Origin of the sequence: Streptomyces sp. IBSBF 3136 (assembly GCF_036815105.1) — a bacterium.
Classification (GTDB): domain Bacteria; phylum Actinomycetota; class Actinomycetes; order Streptomycetales; family Streptomycetaceae; genus Streptomyces.
Map to the genome: position 1 here is coordinate 1 of NZ_JAJSZC010000133.1, position 21,709 is coordinate 21,709.

At 72.9% G+C, this 21,709-nt stretch carries 20 protein-coding genes and 2 pseudogenes; 7 read left to right on the forward strand and 15 right to left on the reverse strand.

Going from position 1 to position 21,709, the window contains the following annotated elements; genetic code table 11:
* The coding region (locus V7E45_RS25465; RefSeq protein ID WP_333776528.1) for a DUF5685 family protein at window positions 1-960 on the reverse strand (960 nt) is incomplete at its 3' end.
* A gap of 312 nt (window positions 961-1,272) precedes the next feature.
* Between V7E45_RS25465 and V7E45_RS25470 the strand changes: the two genes are divergently transcribed.
* The gene (locus tag V7E45_RS25470) at window positions 1,273-1,710 is read left to right on the forward strand and encodes a cell division protein SepF (protein WP_333776529.1); all 438 of its coding nucleotides are present in this window, start codon (window positions 1,273-1,275) and stop codon (window positions 1,708-1,710) included.
* 40 nt (window positions 1,711-1,750) lie between these two features.
* Here the strand turns inward: V7E45_RS25470 and V7E45_RS25475 are convergent, their stop codons facing one another.
* Both V7E45_RS25475 and V7E45_RS25480 read right to left on the reverse strand, forming a co-directional pair.
* The gene (locus tag V7E45_RS25475; RefSeq protein ID WP_333776530.1) at window positions 1,751-2,941 is read right to left on the reverse strand and encodes an acyl-CoA dehydrogenase family protein; all 1,191 of its coding nucleotides are present in this window, start codon (window positions 2,939-2,941) and stop codon (window positions 1,751-1,753) included.
* Window positions 2,942-3,065: 124 nt separating this feature from the next.
* Window positions 3,066-4,709: an MFS transporter gene (locus tag V7E45_RS25480; protein WP_333776531.1), complete on the reverse strand. Its 1,644-nt coding sequence runs from the start codon at window positions 4,707-4,709 to the stop codon at window positions 3,066-3,068.
* Between the two features lie 258 nt (window positions 4,710-4,967).
* On the opposite strand from V7E45_RS25480, the gene V7E45_RS25485 reads away from it, so the two are divergent.
* Window positions 4,968-6,437, forward strand: coding sequence for a glycosyltransferase family 39 protein (locus V7E45_RS25485; RefSeq protein WP_333776532.1), 1,470 nt, complete (start codon window positions 4,968-4,970; stop codon window positions 6,435-6,437).
* Between the two features lie 237 nt (window positions 6,438-6,674).
* The gene (locus V7E45_RS25490) at window positions 6,675-7,697 is read left to right on the forward strand and encodes a phosphatase PAP2 family protein (RefSeq protein ID WP_333776533.1); all 1,023 of its coding nucleotides are present in this window, start codon (window positions 6,675-6,677) and stop codon (window positions 7,695-7,697) included.
* Window positions 7,698-7,801: 104 nt separating this feature from the next.
* Here V7E45_RS25490 and V7E45_RS25495 read toward each other — a convergent pair whose 3' ends face one another.
* From V7E45_RS25495 to V7E45_RS25505, 3 genes and pseudogenes are all read right to left on the reverse strand, one after another.
* Window positions 7,802-8,017: an I78 family peptidase inhibitor gene (locus V7E45_RS25495; RefSeq protein WP_333776534.1), complete on the reverse strand. Its 216-nt coding sequence runs from the start codon at window positions 8,015-8,017 to the stop codon at window positions 7,802-7,804.
* A gap of 323 nt (window positions 8,018-8,340) precedes the next feature.
* A pseudogene (locus V7E45_RS25500) lies at window positions 8,341-9,247 on the reverse strand (helix-turn-helix transcriptional regulator); the annotation flags it as partial.
* Window positions 9,248-9,325: 78 nt separating this feature from the next.
* Window positions 9,326-9,976: a LysM peptidoglycan-binding domain-containing protein gene (locus tag V7E45_RS25505; protein ID WP_333776535.1), complete on the reverse strand. Its 651-nt coding sequence runs from the start codon at window positions 9,974-9,976 to the stop codon at window positions 9,326-9,328.
* Window positions 9,977-10,515: 539 nt separating this feature from the next.
* On the opposite strand from V7E45_RS25505, the gene V7E45_RS25510 reads away from it, so the two are divergent.
* Both V7E45_RS25510 and V7E45_RS25515 read left to right on the forward strand, forming a co-directional pair.
* A complete protein-coding gene (locus V7E45_RS25510) occupies window positions 10,516-11,310 on the forward strand; it encodes a hypothetical protein (protein ID WP_333776536.1) in 795 nt (264 codons plus the stop codon).
* A 100-nt stretch (window positions 11,311-11,410) separates the two neighbouring features.
* Window positions 11,411-11,800 carry a hypothetical protein gene (locus V7E45_RS25515; RefSeq protein WP_333776537.1) on the forward strand — a complete coding sequence of 130 codons (390 nt, stop codon included), beginning with the start codon at window positions 11,411-11,413 and terminating at the stop codon, window positions 11,798-11,800.
* A 92-nt stretch (window positions 11,801-11,892) separates the two neighbouring features.
* Here V7E45_RS25515 and der read toward each other — a convergent pair whose 3' ends face one another.
* The 4 genes from der to V7E45_RS25535 all read right to left on the reverse strand — a co-directional run bounded on the left by der (window position 11,893) and on the right by V7E45_RS25535 (window position 16,010).
* A complete protein-coding gene (gene der / locus V7E45_RS25520) occupies window positions 11,893-13,374 on the reverse strand; it encodes a ribosome biogenesis GTPase Der (protein WP_333776538.1) in 1,482 nt (493 codons plus the stop codon).
* A 76-nt stretch (window positions 13,375-13,450) separates the two neighbouring features.
* Complete coding sequence (locus tag V7E45_RS25525; protein ID WP_319149376.1) at window positions 13,451-14,038, reverse strand: lysophospholipid acyltransferase family protein; 588 nt, start codon at window positions 14,036-14,038, stop codon at window positions 13,451-13,453.
* Between the two features lie 62 nt (window positions 14,039-14,100).
* On the reverse strand, window positions 14,101-14,793 hold the full coding sequence (gene cmk, locus V7E45_RS25530; protein ID WP_333776539.1) for a (d)CMP kinase: 693 nt from the start codon (window positions 14,791-14,793) through the stop codon (window positions 14,101-14,103).
* A 131-nt stretch (window positions 14,794-14,924) separates the two neighbouring features.
* Entirely contained in the window at window positions 14,925-16,010 is a 1,086-nt protein-coding gene (locus tag V7E45_RS25535) for a prephenate dehydrogenase (RefSeq protein WP_333776540.1), read from the reverse strand.
* Window positions 16,011-16,416: 406 nt separating this feature from the next.
* Between V7E45_RS25535 and V7E45_RS25540 the strand changes: the two genes are divergently transcribed.
* Complete coding sequence (locus tag V7E45_RS25540; RefSeq protein ID WP_333776541.1) at window positions 16,417-16,800, forward strand: Rieske (2Fe-2S) protein; 384 nt, start codon at window positions 16,417-16,419, stop codon at window positions 16,798-16,800.
* 22 nt (window positions 16,801-16,822) lie between these two features.
* A complete protein-coding gene (locus tag V7E45_RS25545) occupies window positions 16,823-17,593 on the forward strand; it encodes a nucleotidyltransferase domain-containing protein (protein WP_333776542.1) in 771 nt (256 codons plus the stop codon).
* On the opposite strand, the gene V7E45_RS25550 is transcribed toward V7E45_RS25545, so the two are convergent.
* The 5 genes and pseudogenes from V7E45_RS25550 to V7E45_RS25570 form a co-directional block, all read right to left on the reverse strand.
* A complete protein-coding gene (locus tag V7E45_RS25550; RefSeq protein WP_333776543.1) occupies window positions 17,519-18,268 on the reverse strand; it encodes a nucleotidyltransferase domain-containing protein in 750 nt (249 codons plus the stop codon). The genes V7E45_RS25545 and V7E45_RS25550 overlap by 75 nt on opposite strands.
* A 7-nt stretch (window positions 18,269-18,275) precedes the next feature.
* Window positions 18,276-18,393: pseudogene (locus V7E45_RS25555) on the reverse strand (ADP-ribosylglycohydrolase family protein); the annotation flags it as partial.
* A 140-nt stretch (window positions 18,394-18,533) separates the two neighbouring features.
* The gene (locus tag V7E45_RS25560) at window positions 18,534-19,655 is read right to left on the reverse strand and encodes a pseudouridine synthase (RefSeq protein WP_333776544.1); all 1,122 of its coding nucleotides are present in this window, start codon (window positions 19,653-19,655) and stop codon (window positions 18,534-18,536) included.
* Window positions 19,655-20,305, reverse strand: a complete 651-nt coding sequence (scpB, locus tag V7E45_RS25565) for an SMC-Scp complex subunit ScpB (protein WP_333776545.1) — start codon at window positions 20,303-20,305, stop codon at window positions 19,655-19,657. The genes V7E45_RS25560 and scpB overlap by 1 nt, the downstream gene beginning before the upstream one ends.
* A complete protein-coding gene (locus V7E45_RS25570) occupies window positions 20,302-21,363 on the reverse strand; it encodes a segregation/condensation protein A (RefSeq protein ID WP_443056171.1) in 1,062 nt (353 codons plus the stop codon). Before V7E45_RS25570 ends, scpB begins: the two co-directional genes overlap by 4 nt.
* Between the last annotated feature and the right edge of the window lie 346 nt (window positions 21,364-21,709).

The following is a 21,709-nucleotide window of genomic DNA, read 5'->3' on the forward strand; positions in this document are numbered from 1 at the left end:
GCGCACGGGTCCGCGGGCGGCAGATCCGTGGGCGGCGGGTCCCAGTTCGGCGGGCGCGTGGGCCGTGGGTCCGTGCGCGGCGGACCCGTGCGCGGCGCAGGCCGGCAGCGTGCCGAAGGCGCGGTCCACGGAGCGCCGGAGTTCGTGCACGAGCAGCAGGTGGGCGAGCCGGCCATCGGCGAACTCGGCCTCCCGCAGGGCGAGCCGGATGCCGTGCAGGGCGTCCTCGGCCAGTCTGCGGGCCTCGGTGAGGGTGGTGCCGGTGGCGGTGAGGGGGTTCCAGGCACCCGCGAGCGCGTCGGCCTCCCGGTCCTCCACGGCGTCCAGCAGGTGGGCGAGCCGGCCGAAGAGCCGGCCCGCCTCGGCGAGCGGCCCGGCGTTGCCCGGCCGGCCCGCGAGCACGGCGGTGTGCGCGAAGGCGGCCGCGGTGGCGGTCTCGGTCGGCTCGGTGACCGTCAGCAGCGGGGTACCGTACCCGGCCAGGGCCTCGATGCCGGTCTGCCGGCCGACGGCGTCCAGGAGGACGCCGGCGTCGAACCCGACGGCGGATCCGCCGCGCACCCCGGCCCGCCCCCAGCCGGCCGCGACCCGGCGCGCCGCTGCCGCCACCGGCCGGCGGGCCAGCAGCCCGTCCCGGTCGGCGACATGGTCGCGCACCTTGGCGGAGGCGAGGACGAGCGAGACGGCGGCGGCCAGTCGCGCACCCTCTCCCTGCGCGACGGACGCGGTCCGCATCCCGCGCAGCGCGCACGGGCCGGCCGTGCGCCGGGACCCGCCCGCCAGGCCCGCCTGAGCCTCCGTCAGAACCGATATGAGGAGCCCGTCATAGTTCGTCACGATACGGGCGAACTGTCCATGATCACGGCGCAGTGCCAGGCAGAGCCCGCACAAGTGCGCGGTCCACTGGGCCTTGAGGCCCTCCCCCAGCCGATGGCCGCACGGCCTGACGATTCCGAACACGACGATCCCCCGTGATGCGTTGTGACGTTGAGCCGGGGCATCGTATCGGCCGACTGTCAGCTCGTATCAGGTCGCGCGTTCACCCGTACGCACCGTGCATCACCCATCCGCCGACGACAATCATATTTCACTCACAGTCAGCAGCCGTATGAGTCGCGACCCTTGGGGCACAAGGACTCTCGACGGATCCGCTGTGCACCAGTACCGTCACAAACCCCCCGCGCGGCGTCTATCCACTTGGCGCGCCATCCGCATCATGGATGACCATAGGGATGCGGAAAGCAAGAAGGACAGCTGTGAGAGGAGGCGTCCATGGGATCGGTACGCAAGGCGAGTGCGTGGCTCGGCCTCGTCGACGACAACGATGACGAGCGCTACTACGACGACGACTACTCCGAGGGCACCGAGTCCCCAGACGCCTGGGTCACGGACCCCCGGGTGAAGGTGGCCACGGACACGGCCGAGGAGAAGGGCCGCCGCATCGGCACGGTCACGCCGGACAGCTTCCGGGACGCCCGCGCCATCGGCGAGCTGTTCCGGGACGGAGTCCCGGTCATCGTGAACCTCACCGCGATGGAGCCGGCCGACGCCAAGCGCGTCGTCGACTTCGCGGCCGGCCTCACCTTCGGCCTGCGGGGCACGATCGAGCGCGTGGCCACCCGGGTCTTCCTGCTGACGCCGTCGAACACGGAGATCGTCAGCGGCGAGCCGGCGAAGCACCGCGAGGACGGCTTCTTCAACCAGAGCTGAGGCAGGGCCGTTCCCCGGCCCTGCCTTCCCCCCGGGGGGCTCACCGGAAGGCGTCGAGCCCGGTGAGCGCCTTGCCCAGCACGAGCTGGTGCATCTCGACGGTGCCCTCATAGGTGAGCACCGACTCGAGGTTGGTCGCGTGCCGCATCACGGGGTATTCGAGGGAGATCCCGTTGGCACCGAGGATCGTCCGCGCCGTACGGCAGATCTCGATGGCCTCGCGGACGTTGTTGAGCTTGCCGAAGCTGATCTGCTCGGGGCGCAGGCGGCCGGCGTCCATCCGCCGCCCCAGATGGTGGGCGAGCAGGATCCCCTTGTGCAGTTCGACCGCCATGTCGGCGAGCTTGGCCTGAGTGAGCTGGAAGCCGCCGATGGGCCGCCCGAACTGCTCCCGGGTCCGCGCGTACTGGAGCGCCGACTCGAAGCTGCTGCGCGCCGCGCCCATCGAGCCCCAGACGATGCCGTAGCGGGCGTGCGAGAGGCAGCCGAGCGGTCCGCGCAGGCCGGTGACCTCCGGGAGCACCGCGGTGGCCGGCAGCCGCACGTCGTCGAGGACGAGTTCGCTGGTCACGGAGGCGCGCAGGGACCACTTGTGCTTGATCTCGGGCGCCGAGAAGCCGGGGCGGTCGGTGGGCACGACGAACCCGCGGATGCCGTCCTCGGTCTGCGCCCACACCACGGCGACCCCGGCCACGGACCCGTTGGTGATCCACATCTTGCGGCCGTTCAGGACCCAGTCGTCACCGTCGCGCTTGGCGTGGGTGCGCATCGAGGCGGGGTCGGAGCCGTGGTCGGGCTCGGTGAGCCCGAAGCAGCCGATCACCTCGCCCGCAGCCATCCGCGGCAGCCACTCCCGCTTCTGCTCCTCGCTGCCGAACCGGTGGATGGCGTACATGGCGAGGGAGCCCTGGACGGAGACCAGGGACCGGATGCCGGAGTCGGCGGCCTCCAGTTCCAGGCAGGCCAGTCCGTACTGCACGGCGGTCGCGCCGGCGCAGCCGTACCCGGTGAGCGACATGCCGAGGGCGCCGATCCCGCCGAGTTCGCGCGCGAGGTCCCTGATGCCGGGCAACTCGCCCTTCTCGTACCAGTCGGCGACGTACGGCAGCACGCGGTCGGCGGCCCAGGCGCGGACGGTGTCCCGGATCGCGAGGTCCTCCGGGTCCAGCAGGTCGTCGATGCCGAGCGGGTCGGCGGCATCGAACGGGGGCAACTTCGCGGACGCGGACATGGGAACACCCTCCGGGACACTGGGGCACGCTGCGGCGCGCTGCGGCACGGGAAAACTAGCAGCGCTAGTCACGACTCCGCAGCCGACGTTACGGCGCAGTCTCCCGCACGTCCAGAGCGGGGGGTCAGGCCGACACCCGCGGCTGCACGGCCTCCCGCGGGGAGGGCACTCCCACCTCGGCGGCGCGCTCCGCCCCCTCGGCCGCCTGGACTGCCTCCACTTCCTCGCCGCACTGCATGACCCGGGGCAGCCGCAGCGCCATCACCGCGCCGAGCAGCAGCAGGCCCGCGCTCACCAGCAGCGTGACGTGCAGCCCGTGCACGAAGGAGTCCCGGGCGGCGTGGCGCAGCGCGGCCCCGGCGGGCCCGCCCAGCCGCCCGGCCACGTCGTAGGCCTCGCCCAGCGAGTGGCCGGCCGCGGCCGAGGCGCGCGAGGGCACCCCGGGGACCGAGGTGAGGCCGGGGGCGTAGGACGCGTTCATCACACTGCCCAGCAGGGCGATCCCGATCCCGGCGCCGAGCTGGTACGACGTCTCGCCGATCGCGGCCGCACCGCCGGCCTGCTCGGCGGGCGCCTCGCTCAGCATCGACTCGTACGCCCCGAAGAGCGTGGTCTCCAGACCGAACCCGAGGAGGACGAAGCCGAACAGCAGCAGGCCCGCGTCGTCGGTCCCGCCCATCGCCGTCAGGGTCACTACCGCGGCGGCGGTGAGGCAGAAGCCGAAGCAGACCATCCGGCGCGGCCCGAAGCGGCGCAGCATCCGCGCGCCCGCGAGGCCGGCCGCCATCGCGGCGACGGTCAGGGGCAGCAGCCTCAGCCCCGTCTGCAGCGGCGACAGGCCGAGGACCAGCTGGAGGTACTGCGCCGCGATCAGCTCGAGGCCCACCAGCGCGAGCATCGCCAGCACGATGCAGCACACCGAGGTGCTGTAGGCGGGCCGGCGGAACATCCGCAGGTCGACCAGCGGATGGGCGCGCCGCCCCTGGCGGCGCACGAACAGGACGAGCATCGTGCCGCCGAGCAGCAGCGGCACCAGGGTCAGCAGGCTCGCCACCGGCTCACCGCCGCCGAGCCGCTTCACCCCCAGCACCACGCCGAACAGGCCGACCGCCGCCATCAGCGCGCCGACGACGTCCCACGGGCCGTCGCGTTCGCCGCGCGACTCGGGCAGCAGCAGCCGTCCGACCGGCAGGCTGACCAGCATCAGCGGGATGTTGACGAGGAAGACCGAACCCCACCAGAAGTGCTCCAGCAGGAAGCCGCCGAGCAGCGGCCCGACGGCCGCGCCGACGGCCGCGACCGCGCTCCAGATGCCGATGGCGAGCGCGCGTTCGCGCCGGTCGGGGAAGACCTGGCGGAGGATCGACAGGGTGGCGGGCATGATCATGGCGCCGCCGACGCCGAGCAGCGCGCGGGCGAGGATCAGCGCCTGCGCGCTGGGCGCGAGTGCGGCCACGGCGGAGGCGACGCCGAAGAGGGCGTAGCCGAGCAGCAGCACGCGTCTGCGGCCGATCCGGTCGCCGAGCGTGCCGAAGAGGATCAGCAGCGAGGCGCAGACCAGCGGGTAGACGTCGACGATCCAGAGCAGCTCTATGGCGCCGGGCCTGAGGTCCTCGGTGACGGCGGGGACCGCCACGTGCAGCACCGTCGCGTCGAGGGCGACGAGCAGCAGGCTGACGCAGAGGACGACGAGGACGACCCAGCGGTTGGCACCGGCCGCGGGCGCCCGACGGAGCGGCCGTACGGCAGCCGTGGTCGTCCCGGACATGTACGTACCTCCCAGATGATCCCTCGCGTGCGGCGGATCGACGGGGTGGGGACCCCCGTCGTACGGCCGGAGAGGAGCGGTGTCTCCGGCCCGCGCAAACCCACGCAGGTGACTCGCCAATGTACGCGAGTCCGCCCTGGGGGCACGTGGCGGACCTCTCACACGCGGGACCCAACCCGTGTGGCGTACGCCACCTCGCCCGCCCCTTGCCACGGCGGGGGACCGGGCCGGTTCCGCGGCCGGTCGATAATCGAGCCCGTGACCGACCTTGCGACACGCGTGACCCCGTCCCGCACCCCACTCCCCCGCCGGGCCGCCCCGGCCCTGCTCGGGTACGTGGCGGTGCGCGCCCTGGGCCTCGTCGTGCTGGCCGGGTGGAGCGCGGCGCGCGGCAAGAGCGCCCACACCCTGCTGACCGCGCGCTGGGACTCGCTCTGGTACGCCCGGGTCGCCGGCCCTGGATACGGCTACGAGGTGCGGCTGCCGAACGGCGACGTCCACTCCGATCTCGCGTTCTTCCCGCTGCTGCCCTGGCTGGAGCGGCTGCTGCACGCGGTCGCGCCACTGTCGTACGGGGACGCGGGACTCGTCGTCTCCGTGCTCGCCTCGCTCGCGGCGGCCGCGGGGATCTTCGCGGTGGCGGACCATGTGTACGGCCGCCGGACCGGGGTCTGCGCGGTGCTGCTGTGGGCCGTGCTCCCCGTCGGGATCGTGCAGTCGATGGCGTACAGCGAGTCCTTGTTCACGGCGCTGGCCGCGTGGTCGCTGTACGCGGTGTTGACCGGCAGGTGGGTGAGCGCGGGCGTCCTGGCGGCGCTGGCCGGGCTGACCCGGCCGGTGGGGCTCGCGGTGGTCGCCGCGGTGTGGGTGGCCGGCGCGATCTCTTTCGTGCGGTACCGGAGCGCCCGGGACGCGCGCGGCGCGTACGACGGCGGTCGCGCCCCCGACCCGGCGGACGAGGAACGCGCGGGGCGGTCGGCGCACACCGGGAGCGCGGACGGGTCTGCGCACGCCCCTTCCGCGTCGGGGGGCGCGTCGGTCACCGCGCGCGCCTCCGTTTCGCCTGGAGGCGCGAACGTCGGCACCCGCGCGCCCTCCCGTCCGATTCCGCCGCCCCGCTCGCCCGCGTCGCCCGCGTCACCTCCGTCGCCCGCGTCGCCTTCGTCGCTCTCGTCGCCTTCGTCGCTCTCGTCGCCTTCGTCGCTCTCGTCGCCTCCGCCCCTCCGGTCACTCCCGGCACTCCTCGCCGGCCTGCTCATCGCCCCCTCGGGCGCCGCGGGTTACGTCCTCTGGGTCGGCCACCGCACCGGCAAGGGACCGCTCGGCTACCTCGACGTACAGGCCGGCTGGCGCAACGGGTTCGACGGCGGGTACGCCTTCGCCCGTTTCGTCGCCGACAAGTTCACGTCATTCCCGTCGGCCCTCGCGGGCGCGGGCCTGATCATCGGGGTGGCCCTGCTGATCCGGCTCTACGTGGCCGGGGTACGCCGGCGCCAGCCCGTGGCCCTGCTGGTGTACACCGGTGTCGTCCTCGCGCTCGCGCTGTGCGCCTCCAGCTACTTCGGTTCCAAGCCACGGCTGCTGATGCCCGCCTTCCCGGTGCTGTTCCCGCTCGCCCAGGCGCTGGCCCGTACCCGGACCTCAAGGGCGGTGCTGGTCACGGCCGGTGTGGCGGCGGCGAGCGCGGCCTACGGGGCGTTCTGGCTGAACGGCTCCGGACCGCCGTGATCGGCTCCGGCGGTCCGTGACGCTCCGGAGAATTCCAGCCCAGGACCTGGTGAACGAATTCATAAGGGCGATATAAACAACGCCCGGCATGATCAAAGGAATTGCACGAATCAGTCTCACCGGATTGCCGAATCCTGTGAATTCTGGCCCCTCCTGAGAGGTTTCCCACATCACATCGTCATCACAAAGACCCTGTTTCGACCGGGAACACAGCTCACTCGCTGTAACGTCGATTGGGTGCGTACCGAACGAAACCTGACCCGGCGTCTGGACCGGGTCTTCGCCAGACTCGACCGTGAGCCGGAACGGCCGGCCCACATCGATGTGCCGAGGATGAGCCGGCACCGGGTCGTGCTGTTCACCGCGACCCTCGCCTTCTACCTGGCGATCGTGTGGGCCGTCGTGATCAGCTCCTGGCTGGTCCGGCTCGACTGGCAGGTCATGTTCTTCCGGCCGTACCAGCAGTGGCCGCAGATCCACGCCTTCCTCGACTACTACGTGGTGCTCGGCCAGCGCGGCCCCACCGCCGTGATGGTCGCGGCCTGGCTCGGCTGGCGCTCCTGGCGGCAGCACACCCTGCGCCCGCTGCTGACCCTGGCCGCCTCCCTGCTGCTGCTCAACATCACGGTCGGCGCCGCCAAGCTCGGCATGGGGCGGCTCGGTCCGCACTACGCGACCGTGATCGGCTCGAACGAGATGGGTCTGGGCGGCGATATATTTCCCAGCGGCCACACCGCCAACGCGGTGGTGACCTGGGGAATCCTGGCGTATCTGGCCTCCAGCCCGCGGGCCCGCCGCTGGCTGTCCGCCGTGTCGGCGGTCACCTCGCTCGGCGTCGGCCTCACCACCGTCTACCTCGGTACGCACTGGCTGAGCGACGTGCTGCTGGGCTGGGCCGCGGGTCTGCTGATCCTGCTCGCCCTGCCCTGGTTCGAGCCCCTGGTCACCACTGCCGAGACCGCGCTCTTCGACCTGCGCGACCGCTGGCGCGCGCGCCGCGGCCGCACCGCGCCCGTGCCGGCCGTCCCGGTCACGCCGGTGGTCCTCAAGCCGCGGACCGCCGCCGATCAGCACGCCCCGGCGCGCGAGCCGGTGACCTCGGTGCGCGGCTCCCGGGCGCCGATCCACCTGGCCCCCGGTCCGCACACGGCCCGTTCGGAGCGCACCCCGGTCACCCCGGCGGGCAGCCGCCGGCCGCCGCACGCCGACCGCGTGCCGCGCGGCACCTCCCCGCCGGTCCGGCCGCTCACCGGCGGCTGACCGGCCGCCACGACGACGGGGGCCCGGTACGCACCACCCGCCCCGCCACGACGAAGGCCCCGCTCCCGCGCACGGGAGCGGGGCCTTCGTCCTGCGCGGGCGGGTCAGCCCTTCCAGGCGCGGGCCACCCGGCCGCCGCGCACCTCGAAGTTGAGCCGGCCCGTCCGGTACTCCATGGTGATGATCGCGCCCGGCGGCAGCGACCGCACCGTCGACCAGCCGCGCTGCCGGGCGAGCCGCTCGGCACCCTCGGCGTCGAGGCCGACGTACGCGTCCGGACTGTCCTGGGGCTCCGCCGGCGGAGTGGGATTCGATGCCATACGGCCACGCTAGGCCGCATCGCCCGGTGACGGAAGCCGGTCCCGTGATCGGCACCCCGTCCCTCCCCGGTCACACTTCTGTCACAGCTTCCCGACACCGGATACCGTCGAACTGCGTCACACGTACGGGGGTTTTCCTTCACCGAACGCGGGTATTCGAACAGAATTCTCGCGCGCCGGAGCGGGCTCCTGAAATATCCGGCGGGAAGCGTCGGGGCGCGGATCCCGGTCGGTTCGGGACTTGTTCTCCCGTGGAATCGGCCGGAATCGGCCGCCCTGCCCACGGAACTGACGCCGCATGGGAAATAGCCGGATTCCGCACCCGGCCGGCTCCAGCACCTCGAAGGGCAGGCCGAGCATCATGATGTGAACGACCATCACGTCCAGGTCCGGCGCCCCGCTGCGCAGTACGCAGGCGTGCTCCCCGTCCGCCTCCAGCGTCCCGGCCGACGGCGAGACCCGCTCGGCGGCCTCGTGCAGCGGCACCAGCAGCCGGACGGCGGAGTGGGTGGCGTACGCGCGCGTGGAGACGCCCCGCGACACATGGGCGGCGAGATCCTCGGCCGGCGCCTCGCGCGGGGTGAAGCGCGGGCCGTGCGGCGGCCTGGGCGTGATGCGGTCGACGCGGAAGGTCCGCCAGTCCTCCCGGTCGACGTCCCAGGCGACCAGGTACCAGCGCCGCTCGGTGCACACCAGCCGGTGCGGCTCGACGGTACGGCGGCTGGCGGCGCCTTCGTGGCTGCGGTACTCGAAGCGCAGCCGCTCGGCGTCCCGGCACAGGTGGGCCAGCTCGGTGAGCAGGGCCGGGTCGACGGGTGACACCGGCGGCCCGCTGCGCAGCATGGGCACGGTGAACGCGTTGAGGGCGCTCACCCGGTGCCGCAGCCGGTCCGGCAGCACCTGTTCCAGCTTGGCGAGAGCCCGCACGGAGCTCTCGCCGATGCCCTCGATGCCCTGTCCGGTGGCGGTGCGCAGACCCACCGCCACGGCGACGGCCTCGTCGTCGTCGAGCAGCAGCGGGGGCAGCCGGGCGCCCGCGCCGAGCTGGTAGCCGCCGCCGGTGCCCGGGCTCGCGTTGACCGGGTAGCCCAGCTCGCGCAGCCGGTCCACGTCCCGGCGGACGGTGCGCGCGGTGACGCCGAGCCGTTCGGCGAGGTCGGCCCCCGACCACTCGCGGTGGGCCTGGAGCAGCGAGAGCAGACGCAGCAGCCGTGCCGAGGTCTCCAACATGGGGCCGAGTCTGCCAGCCGATGCGGACAGCCGCTGTCCTCGTCGGGGACAGCGGCTGCCGGGCGGTGGGGCGTCGCTCTAGAGCGCGAGGTGCTGGCCGGGCACGATCATGTTCGGGTCGCCGCCGATGACCGACCTGTTGGCGGCGTAGATCCGCTGCCAGGTGGTCCCGTGCCGGGCGGCGATGATGCTCAGGGTGTCGCCCTCGCGGACGGTGTAGCCGCCGCGCGAGGCGCCGCGGTTGACGTGGGTGGCCGAGCGCTCGGGCGTCTTCGCCGGTGCGGACTTCGTCGTCACGCCCGTCTTGGCGGCGGCCCCCGAGGCGGCCGCGGGAGCGGCTCCCGAGGCGCCGGCGCGGCCCGAACAGACCGGCCAGGCGCCCCAGCCCTGGGCCTGCTGGACCTTGGTGGCGACGGCGATCTGCGCGCCCCTGGAGGCCTGGTCGGCCGTCGGGGCGTAGGCGGAGCCGCCGTACGCGCGCCAGGTGCCGGCGGAGAACTGGAGCCCGCCGTAGTAGCCGTTGCCGGTGTTGATGTGCCAGTTGCCGCCGCTCTCGCACTGGGCGATGCGGTCCCACACTCCGTTGTCCGCCGCCGCGGCGTTGCCGGTCGCGGCCAGCAGGCCCAGCGGGGCCAGCAGCGCCGCCCCGGTGAGGGCGGCCGTCGTACGGCCCTTGCGGGCGCCGTCGTGACGAGCGGTGGTACGGGTGGTATCGGCACACTCGGACATGTAATTCCCTCTCCCACGAACCCGGGCTCCCCCGGACGGGACACGGATCGCCGCGCATGGCCGCGGTGCTCCGTGCCCGCCCCGTCCGCCGCGACCGGTGCCGATCGTGCTCTGCCTGGTGCCGGCCGGCGGACGTACCCGAGCGGTGCTGTCTGCACACGGCGGAGGAATCTAGGGAGTGCGGGCGGTCGATATCAACCAACTCCTTGTCATTCCAGGCCAGTTCGCCGTTACCTCGGGTATCGTCGATTTTCGGCCAGCCCTTTCATGCGCTGATTTCCTGATTTTTCGACCACCAGCTGAGGCGATCTGTGACCTACTTCACCCGTTCAAGTTTCTTGACTTCGCACCGAGTTGACGGTGAGTGGCCAATTCCGTACCTCACGTGACCCTGTGCGGTGGATGGTTCGATTCCGTCGCGCCCGGGGCGTGACCCCCACCACAGGACGTCCGTTGTCTTCTTCATGAGCCCGGAACCCCGGGGCTCAGGGGCCGGGAGCCACCCGGTCGACCCAGCACCGCATCCCGAGGGAGCCACCGTGCCGCGCATGCTCGACGTGAGTGACGCCGTACGCGCCGAGATCGGCGACGAAGAAGCCGACCGGCTGCTCGCCGGAGAGAACGCCCCGGGCAGTTACGACTGCACCTCCTGCCGCACCCCGGGCGACTCCGAGCAGGAGCGCACCAGCACCGTTCTGTTCGTCGGTGACGAGACCGCCGTCCTCGCCTTCGCCCACGCCGGCTGCCTGCCCTCCCAGGTCGTCCAGGTCACCGAGGAGCAACTGCAGGGCGCCGTACGCTCCATCGGCGGCACCGGCGGCGACATGGCCGCGGGCGGCACGCCGCAGCGGCCCGTGCCCGAGCAGGCCGTGCTCGGCGTGACCAGCGGACTCGTGCTGGTCGAGGGCGAGCTGCACCCCGCGCTGGTGGTCGAGCCGACGGCGCCGATCGTGCGACCCGGCTCCACCGGGGTCGGCGACGACTTCCTCCCGCTCCTCATCGAGCAGGGCTTCATGCCGGTGACCGAGCTGGTGTCCGTGCCGCCGGTGCTGCACGGCTGGTCGGTGCTGCTCGCCGTCGGCCAGCTGCACGCGGTGCTCCAGCCGGGCCCGGGCGGCGGTCAGCCCGTGGCCTGGTGGCAGGCGCACCAGCCGCTGCAGGTCACGGACAGCTGGCGGGCCGCCGCCAACAAGCACCAGCAGGTACTGATGTTCGCGGCCCCGGTGGGATCCATCGGACGCCAGCCGCGCGAGGACCTGCTGCGGGAGGCCCTGGACAAGGCGGCGGCGAACGGGAAGCTGGTCGCGGCGGCGCTGCCGCTCGCCGGCACCTGAGCGCCACCCGGCGGCGGGAGCGGCGCCGGGAACCCGGCGCCACCGCCCAAAAGCCGCGCACCGGCCGCATCCCTTCCGGGCTGCCGTCGTTTGGACATACGTGCACGCATACGACACCCCTCCTCCCCGCCGGTCGTCCTTCTCCTCGATCCCGTCCGCACGGGCGGGCCAGGAGTCGGCCGGCGGCGCGTCCGCCACGCCGATCTACGACTCCCTCTACGCGGAGTGGGTCAGGAGCTTCCGCACGCTGCCGGGCGACCGCAGCGGCGAGGAGGAGCTGGGGTTCAGTGCCTTCGGGATCGCCCCGCACAGCACCGGCTCGTACCGGGCCGCCTACAGCGCCTACAGCGCGGGGGCGTACAGCGCCCGGCACGGCAGCGGCCAGCAGCAGGCGCAGTGGCAGCGGATCGGCACGCTGGGGCGCCCGCAGGAGACCGGCATGCACCATGTCCCGGCGGCACTGCCGCCCGGCCCGCGCCGGGGCGCGTGACCCGCGGGACCCGACCTACGTCGAAGGGGGGGCCCCCCCCCCGGGGGGGGGGCCCCCCCTTCGCCGTCGCGCGGCGGCTTCCGCCGCCGCTTCTACTTCTTCTTCGCGCCGCGCTTCTCGCGCACCCGCACCGAGATGTGGATCGGGGTGCCCGCGAAGCCGAACTCCTCGCGCAGTCGGCGCTCGATGAAGCGCCGGTAGCCCGCCTCGATGAAGCCGGAGGCGAACAGGACGAACCGCGGGGGCTTGGTGCCGGCCTGGGTGCCGAACAGGATGCGGGGCTGCTTGCCGCCCCGGACCGGGTGCGGGTGGGCCGAGACCAGCTCGCCGAGGAAGGCGTTCAGCCGGCCCGTCGGGACCCGGGTCTCCCAGCCGTCGAGGGCGGTCTCGATCGCCGGGACCAGCTTCTCCATGTGCCGGCCGGTGCGGGCCGAGACGTTGACCCGGGGCGCCCAGGCGACCTGGCCCAGCTCGGTCTCGATCTCCCGCTCGAGGTAGTAGCGGCGCTCCTCGTCGAGGGTGTCCCACTTGTTGAAGGCGAGGACGATCGCGCGGCCCGCCTCCACCGCCATGGTGACGATGCGCTGGTCCTGGACCGAGATGTTCTCCGAGCCGTCGATCAGGATGACGGCCACTTCGGCCTTCTCGACCGCGGCCGCGGTGCGCAGCGAGGCGTAGTAGTCGGCGCCCTGCTGGAGGTGGACGCGCTTGCGGATGCCCGCCGTGTCGACGAACTTCCAGGTCACGCCGCCCAGTTCGATCAGCTCGTCGACCGGGTCGCGGGTGGTGCCCGCCAGCTCGTTGACGACGACGCGCTCCTCACCGGCCACCTTGTTAAGCAGCGAGGACTTGCCCACGTTCGGGCGGCCGATGAGCGCGATGCGGCGCGGGCCGCCGACGGCGGTGCCGAAGCTCTGCTCGGGCGCCTCCGGGAGCGCCTCGAGGACGGCGTCCAGCATGTCGCCGGTGCCTCGGCCGTGCAGCGCGGAGACCGGGTGCGGCTCGCCGAGGCCCAGGTTCCACAGGTAGGAGGCGTCGGCCTCGCCGCTCGGGCCGTCGACCTTGTTGGCGCACAGCACGACCGGCTTGCCGGCCTTGCGCAGCAGCCGTACGACGGCCTCGTCGGTGTCGGTGGCGCCGACCTTGGCGTCCACGACGAACACGACCGCGTCGGCCGCCTCGATCGCGTACTCGGCCTGGGCGGCCACGGAGGCGTCGATACCGAGGACGTCCTGCTCCCAGCCGCCGGTGTCGACGACCTTGAAGCGGCGGCCCGCCCACTCGGCCTCGTAGGTGACGCGGTCGCGGGTGACGCCGGGCTTGTCCTCCACGACGGCCTCGCGCCGGCCGATGATCCGGTTGACGAGCGTCGACTTGCCGACGTTCGGCCGGCCGACGACGGCGAGGACCGGGAGCGGCCCGTGGCCGGCCGCCTCGATGGCGCCCTCGACGTCCTCGAGGTCGAAGCCCTCCTCGGTGGCGAGCTCCATGAACTCCGCGTACTCGGCGTCGCCGAGCGCCCCGTGCTCGTACTCGTGCTCTGCCGAGCCCTCGGGCTGGATCTGGTCGCTCATGAAGTCCGTACCTCGTCGTTCATCGTGGTGATCGGTGGAACGACCCTTTTGGGCAGATCCACTACTCAAGTGTCGCCTAGCGCCCGGTCAGGCGCCTGGCGTTTTCCAGGTGGCTGGTGAGCTGCTTCTGGATGCGCTCGGTCGCCTCGTCCAGCGCCCTGCGGGTGCGCCGTCCACTGCCGTCGCCCGCCTCGAACGGGTCGCCGAAGACGACGTCGACACGCGAGCGCAGCGGGGGCAGTCCCTTGACCAGCCGTCCCGGCCGGTCGGAGCTTCCCAGGACGGCCACGGGCACGATCGGCGCCCCGCTGCGGACCGCGAAGTAGGCGAGGCCGGCCCGCAGGGAGGCGAAGTCGCCCTCGCCCCGGGTGCCCTCGGGGAAGATGCCCAGCACTCCCCCGTTCTCCAGGACGCCGAGCGCCTGGCCGATGGCCGCGCGGTCGGCGGAGGCGCGGTCCACCTTCAGCTGGCCGATACCGCTCAGGAAGGAGCCCAGCGGGCCGATGAACGCCTCCTTCTTGATCAGGAAGTGCGTCGGCCGGGGTGCCACGCCCATCACCATCGGTCCGTCGATGTTGTGGGAGTGGTTCACGGCGAGGATCGCCGGACCGGTGGCGGGCATCCGCCAGGCGCCCAGCACACGCGGTTTCCACAGCCCGAACATCAGACCGACGCCGATGCGCCGGCCGACCTCGGCGCCCCGCTCCGTGGGCAGGGACGGAAGGCTCACTTCCCGGCTCGCTTCTCCTCGACCAGGGTGACGACGCACTCGATGACCTGGGCGAGGGTGAGTTCGGTGGTGTCCACCTCGACCGCGTCGCCCGCCTTGGCGAGCGGCGAGGTCTTGCGGCTTGAGTCGGCCGCGTCCCGCTTGATCAGGGCCTCACGGGTGGCCTGCACGTCCGCGCCCTTCAGCTCACCGCTGCGGCGGGCCGCGCGGGCCTCGGCGGAGGCGGTGAGGAAGATCTTCAGGTCGGCGTCGGGCAGCACGGTGGTGCCGATGTCCCGGCCCTCGACCACGATGCCGCGCTCGGCGCCGGAGGCCAGCGAGCGCTGCAGCTCGGTGATCCGCGAGCGCACCTCGGGCACCGCGCTGACCGCGCTGACCTTGGAGGTGACCTCCTGGGTGCGGATCGGGCCGGCCACGTCGACGCCGTCGACCGTGATGGTCGGGGCGGCCGGGTCGGTGCCGGAGATGATCTCCGGCTTGCCGGCGACGGCCGCGATCGCGGTGGGGTCCTCCAGGTCGATGCCGTTGGAGACCATCCACCAGGTGATCGCCCGGTACTGGGCACCGGTGTCCAGGTAGCTCAGGCCGAGCTGCGCGGCCACGGCCTTCGACGTGCTCGACTTGCCCGTGCCGGAGGGACCGTCGATCGCGACGATGACGGGCTTGGCGGTCGGGGCGCCGTTTTCCACGGGGGGACACCTTCCTGGTGCGGTGCGGGGAGCGGGGAGCGAGAGCGCCCCGCACAAGGTTACTGGGTGCGGGTCACTCGTCCGGACACACGCGTGCCGGACGGGCCCGGGGCGCGGTCCTGCGGGCGGTCCTACTGGCGCAGCGCCCAGCCGCGCTCACGCAGCGCGGCCGTCAGGACCGGCACCGCCTTCGGCTCGACCATGAGCTGGACGAGACCCGCCTGCTGCCCCGTCGCGTGCTCGATGCGCACGTCCTCGACGTTGACCCCGGCCTGTCCGGCGTCCGCGAAGATCCTGGCCAGCTGTCCCGGCTGGTCGTCGATGAGCACGGCCACGACCTCGTAGACCCGCGGAGCGGACCCGTGCTTCCCGGGTACCCGCACCTGCCCGGCGTTCCCGCGCCGCAGCACGTCCTCGATGCCTGCGCTGCCCTCACGCCGCTTGGCCTCGTCGGACGACTGCAGGGCGCGCAGCGCCCGCACGGTGTCGTCCAGGTCGGTGGAGACGTCCGCGAGGAGGTCGGCGACCGGACCGGGGTTGGCGGAGAGGATGTCGATCCACATCCGGGGGTCGGAGGCGGCGATCCGGGTGACGTCCCTGATGCCCTGACCGCACAGCCGCACGGCGGCCTCCTCGGCGTTCTCCAGGCGGGCGGCGACCATGCTGGAGACCAGGTGGGGCATGTGCGAGACGAGGGCGACGGCCCGGTCGTGGGCGTCGGCGTCCATGACCACCGGGACCGCGCGGCAGTGCGAGACCAGCTCCAGGGCGAGGTTGAGGACCTCGGTGTCGGTGTCGCGGGTCGGGGTGAGCACCCAGGGGCGCCCCTCGAACAGATCGGCGGTCGCGGCGAGCGGGCCCGACTTCTCCCGGCCGGACATCGGGTGGGAGCCGATGTACGACGACAGGTCGAGGCCACGCGCCTCGAGGTCGCGGCGCGGGCCGCCCTTGACGCTGGCCACGTCGACGTAGCCGCGCGCCAGGCCCCGGCTCATGGCGTCCGCGAGGACGGCGGCCACATGGGCGGGCGGGGCGGCGACGAGCGCCAGGTCCACCTGGCCCGCGGGGGCCTCGTCGGTGCCGGCGCCGAGCGCGGCCGCCGTGCGGGCCTGCTCGGGGTCGTGGTCGGCGAGGTGCACGACGACACCGCGTCGGGTGAGGGCGAGCGCGGCGGAGGTGCCGATGAGTCCGGTGCCGATGACGAGTGCGGTCCTCACCGGGCGACGTCCTCGCGCAGGGCGGCCACCCGCTCGACCTTGTGCCCGGCCTCGTCCGGGTCCCGCTGGACGGCCTCCCGGACCGCTCGTACCGCCACGGCGCTGCTCCTCGCTGACATGCGTACCGACTTCCTGCCCGTCCAGCCTAGTCAGCCCCGGCCGGCCGGGCGCGCGGCGCCCGCCGGGTGAGACGGGGCCCGATCCGGTGACGGCCGGTCCGGGGTTCCGGCGCCCTGGGCGTCTTCGATGCGAAGATGATCGCGTTTTCCGCGTTTGTCCCCACTGTCTCCTCTGTCTCCTCTGTCTCCTCTGTCTCCTCTGTCTCCTGAGTCTCCTGAGTCTTCTCTGCCTTCTCTGTCCTCTCGGTCTTCTCTTTCGAATCCCACGTATCTTTCGGAGTGGCGACATGACCAACAGCACCACGCGGCGCACGGTTCTCGCGACGGGCGTGGCTACGCTCGCCGCCGGGTGCGGCGGCAACCAGAGCGGCTCCTCGCCCGGCACCGAGAAACTGGCCGGGACGGCCGACATCCCGGTGGGCGGCGGCAAGGTGTTCAAGGAGCAGAAGGTCGTGGTCACCCAGCCGACCAAGGGCGACTTCAAGGCCTTCTCGGCGATCTGCACCCACATGGGCTGCACGGTGAACCAGGTGGCGAACGGCACCATCGACTGCCCCTGCCACGGCAGCAGGTTCGAGATCACCGACGGATCGGTGGCGCACGGCCCGGCGACCAAGCCGCTTCCGCCCAGGACGATCACGGTGAAGGGAAATTCGATCCGCCTGGCGTGAACGGGCCGCGTACGCTCCCGGCATGCGGCCCGAGACCCCCGAGGAGCACCCGGACCCCCAGGACCTGGTGCGCGACCACACGATCTACTCCTGTGTCATGGGGTCACGCGCCTTCGGCCTGGCCACGCAGACCAGTGACACCGATCGCAGAGGCGTCTTCCTCGCCCCCACTCCGCTGTTCTGGCGCTTCCACAAGCCGCCGACGCATGTGGAGGGGCCGGGCGAGGAGCGCTTCTCCTGGGAGCTGGAGCGGTTCTGCGAGCTGGCGCTGCGCGGCAACCCGAACATCCTGGAGTGTCTGCACTCGCCGCTGGTCGAGCACCTGGACGACACGGGCCGCGAGCTGCTGTCGCTGCGCGGCGCCTTCCTGTCCCGGCAGGTCCACGGCACCTTCACCCGCTACGCCCTCGGCCAGCGCCGCAAGCTCGACGCCGACGTCCGCACGACGGGCGCCCCGCGCTGGAAGCACGCGATGCACCTGCTGCGCCTGCTGCTGAGCGCCCGTGACCTGCTGCGCACCGGCGAGCTACGGCTCGACGTGGGCGACCTGCGCGAGCCGCTGCTGGCGGTGAAACGGGGCGAGGTGCCGTGGGCCGAGGTGGAGGCGCGCATGGTCCGGCTCGCCGCCGAGACCGACGAGGCCCTCGGCCGCACCCCGCTGCCGTCGGAGCCGGACCACGCCCGCGTCGCCGGCTTCCTCCACCGGGTCCGCCGCGCCTCAGCCTGCGCGCCTGACCCGTACCAGGAAGTCGTGCAGGGCGTCGTGGGCGGTGGGCGCGTCGGGCAGCGCTGAGGCGGTCTGCGCCGCGTCGAGCGCGGCGTGCAGCCGCTCCACGTCGGCCTCCACGCGCGCGTGGCCGATGTCGGCGCTGCCGTGCTCGCGCTCCGCCTTGGCGGCGATCAGCTCCGGCAGATAGCCGGGCGCGTCCACCTGCTCGAGGAGCGTGGGCAGATGGGCCTGGACTTCGCCGCTGCGCATCAGGAGGATGCCGGTGAGCAGCACGCGGAAGGTGTAGAGCAGCGGCTTGAGTTCGCCGGTCTTCTCGAACAGTCGCCACTGGGTGACCGCGAAGCCGCGGTAGTGGTGGGCGTGGTGGCCGGTGAGCACGCCGGGCACGAGGGCGGTCAGCTCCCGGTGCGCCTCCGTGGTGTGCGCGACCAGGGGCGAGAGCAGCTGCTCCAGCACGTAGCCGTTGCGCCGGAGCATCAGCCGGACGAACTTGCGCACGTCGTGGGTCACGAGGTCCATCTCGACGCCGAACCGCACCCACGCCCGGGACCGGGTCTCCTCCGGCTCGCGCAGCCCCACCAGGTCGGCCACCGGCAGCAGGTGGGCGCCGCGCAGGTCCAGGTCGGAGTCCTGGGAGGGGAAACCGTACAGGTGGGCTCCGGAGACCGTCGCGAACAGCAGGGGGTGGGGCTGCTCGGCGATCACGGGCGTCAGGTCCATGTCGAGGTCGTCGATCATGGGCCCAAGCGTCCCAGAGCGCCCCCGGCGTCGACAGGTCGCCCCTGCTCGATCCGGTCGGCCCACTCGGCCGGCCAGGCGTCCGCGCCGAGCCAGGCGCCGGCGAAGGCGCCGGCGAGGCAGACGAGTGGAGGGCGGCGACCACAAGGGCGCGAGGCGGACCGCGCAAGCCCCTCAGCGCGCCCTGGAGCCCCGTTCCCGCACACGCCGACGGCCGGTCCCGGAGAATCGGGGACCGGCCGTCAGAACGCCGTGCGGGCACCTCCTAGAGGTCGACCTCCTGCAGGAGCATCCCGACCTCGGTGTTGCTCAGACGGCGCAGCCAGCCCGACTTCTGGTCGCCCAGGGTGATCGGGCCGAAGGCGGTGCGCACCAGCTTGTCGACGGGGAAACCGGCCTCGGCGAGCATGCGCCGCACGATGTGCTTGCGGCCCTCGTGCAGGGTCACCTCGACGAGGTAGTTCTTGCCGGTCTGCTCGACCACCCGGAAGTGGTCCGCGCGCGCGTAGCCGTCCTCCAGCTGGATCCCGTCCTTCAGGCGCTTGCCGAGGTCACGCGGGATCGGGCCGACGATGTGCGCGAGGTAGGTCTTCTTCACGCCGTACTTGGGGTGCGTGAGGCGGTGCGCCAGCTCGCCGTGGTTGGTGAGCAGGATGACGCCCTCGGTCTCGGTGTCGAGCCGGCCGACGTGGAAGAGACGGGTCTCGCGGTTGGTGACGTAGTCACCGAGGCACTGGCGCCCCTCCGGGTCCTCCATGGTGGAGACGACACCGGCGGGCTTGTTGAGCGAGAAGAACTGGTACGACTGCGTCGCGACCGTCAGGCCGTCGACCTTGACCTCGTCCTTCTCCGGGTCCACGCGGCGGCCCTGCTCCAGGACGATCTCGCCGTTGATCTCGACCCGGGCCTGCTCGATCAGCTCCTCGCAGGCGCGCCGGGAGCCGTAGCCCGCGCGCGCGAGGACCTTCTGCAGCCGCTCGCCCTCCTGTTCGGCGCCCGGGAAGGTCTTGGGCGGCTTGACGTCCTTCTTGCCCGCGTACCGCTCGCGGTTGCGCTCCTCGGCCCGCGTCTCGTACTCGCGCGAGCGCGCCGGGGCCGAGCGGTCCCGCCCGGTGCCCTGGCCCTGCCGGGGGCCGCCCTTGGCGCCACCGCGCGCCGAGGCGCCCCGCCCGGACTTCGGGCCGGACTGGGTGGCGCCGGGACCCACGTCGTAGCGCCGCTCCTCCGGGCGCGGCTTCTTCGGCCGACCGCCCTGGTTGTCGTCACGGGAGGTGCCGGCGCCGCGGTAGCCACCGCGGCCACCACCGCTCCCGCCGCGGCCGCCGCTGTTGCCACCACGGCTCCCGCCGTTGTTTCCGCTGCTGTTCCTGCCGCTGCTGCTTCGCATCAAAGTTCCGTCTTGTCGTCTGCGTCCTCGGAATCCGGGGCGTCCGGATCGAACGACGGGACTCCCTCCTGGGTCTCGGCCTCGATCGCCTCCGCCTCCGGGAGGAAGGGCGCGAGCTCCGGAAGCTCGTCCAGGCCGCGCAGGCCCATCCGCTCCAGGAAGTAGTTCGTCGTCCTGTACAGGATCGCACCTGTTTCGGGTTCCGCGCCCGCCTCCTCGACGAGACCGCGCTGGAGCAGGGTGCGCATCACGCCGTCGCAGTTGACTCCGCGCACGGCGGAGACGCGGCTGCGGCTGACCGGCTGGCGGTAGGCCACGACGGCCAGGGTCTCCAGCGCGGCCTGCGTGAGGCGGGCCGTCTGGCCGTCCAGCACGAGCCGCTCGACGGCGGGCGCGTACGCGGCGCGGCTGTAGAAGCGCCAGCCGCCCGCGACGAACCGCAGCTCGAAGCCGCGGCCCTGCACGGTGTAGTCGTCGGCCAGTTCCCGCAGCGCGTCCGCGATCTGCCGCTTGGGCCGCTCCAGGATCCTGGCCAGGTGCTCCTCGGTCGCCGGCTCGTCGACCACCATGAGGACCGCTTCGAGGGCGGGCTTGAGGTCCAGGTCGGCGACGGCCGCCGGGCCCGTGGGGAAATCGGTGGTCTCGCTCATGCCTTCTTCTCCTCCTCGGGCACCTCGGGCGGGCGGTCGAACTCGTCGGTGACCATCGGCTCCGCCTCCCCGTCGCCGGTCCAGCGCACCAGCAGCTCGCCGAGCGCGGCCTCCTGCTCCAGGGAGACGGCCTTCTCCCGGTACAGCTCCAGCAGCGCGAGGAACCGGGCCACGACGGTGAGGGTGTCGTCGGTGTCCTCGATCAGCACCCGGAAACTGGCCTCGCCCAGCTCCTTCAGCCGGGCCATCACGATCCCCGCCTGCTCCTGCACGCTGACCAGCGGGGCGTGGATGTGGTCGACGTACACCTGCGGCCTGGGCCTGGGCTGCATGGCCTTGACGGCGAGCTGCGCGAATCCCTCGGGGCCGATGCTGATGACGACCTCGGGCAGCAGCTCGGCGTGCTCGGGTTCGAGGCCGACGGTACGGGGGTAGCGGCGGGCCTCCTCGTCCAGGCGCCGGTTGAAGATGTCGGCGATCTGCTTGTACGCGCGGTACTGCAGCAGTCGCGCGAACAGCAGGTCGCGGGCCTCCAGCAGGGCGAGGTCGGCCTCGTCCTCGACCTCGGCGGTGGGCAACAGCCGCGCCGCCTTGAGGTCCAGCAGCGTGGCGGCCACGACGAGGAACTCGGTCGTCTGGTCCAGGTCCCAGTCCGGCCCCATGGCCCGGATGTGCGCCATGAACTCATCGGTCACCTTGGACAGGGCGACCTCGGTGACGTCCAGCTTGTGCTTGGAGATCAACTGAAGCAGCAGATCGAAGGGCCCCTCGAAGTTCGCCAGCCGAACTTTGAACACACCGTCGACGCCGTCGGCCGTACCGGCGGAGCCGTGCCCGGGCCCGGGCGGATCGCCCGGCTCGCGGCCCTGCACGGGTCTGCCCGCAGGGTCCGGCCCCGGCGCGGGCGTGTCCCCGGACCCCTGGCCGGGCGCGGGCACGGGCTCCAGAGCGGACTCCAGCGCCGTCGCGGGCGTGTCCTCGGGCCCCCGGCCGGGTGCGGGCGCGGGGGCGGACCGCAGGCCGGGCGCTGCCGCGTCTGCGGGCTCCAGGCCCGGCACAGGCGTAATCACGGGGTCGCGGCCCGCCGCGGGTGTGTCCGCGAGCTCCAGCTCCGGCGCGGGCGGGTCCACGGCGCCCCGGCCGAACTCGCGCACACCACTTCCGGGCCGCTGCTCCGGTGCGGGCGTGTCCACGCGCTCGCGGTCCGGCTCGGGCGGGTCCGCAGGCTGCCGCCCCGGCGCGGCGGCGTCGGCCGCCTCCCGGCCCACCGCGGAGGTACCCCCGGGGGCGCGGCCCGCCGTGGGCTCCAGCGCCGGAGCGGGCGTGTCCGCGTGGTCGTGGTCGTGGCCGGGCGCGGGCTGCTGGGCCGAGGCGGGGGTCGGTTGCTCGGGGGCGGCTGTGGGC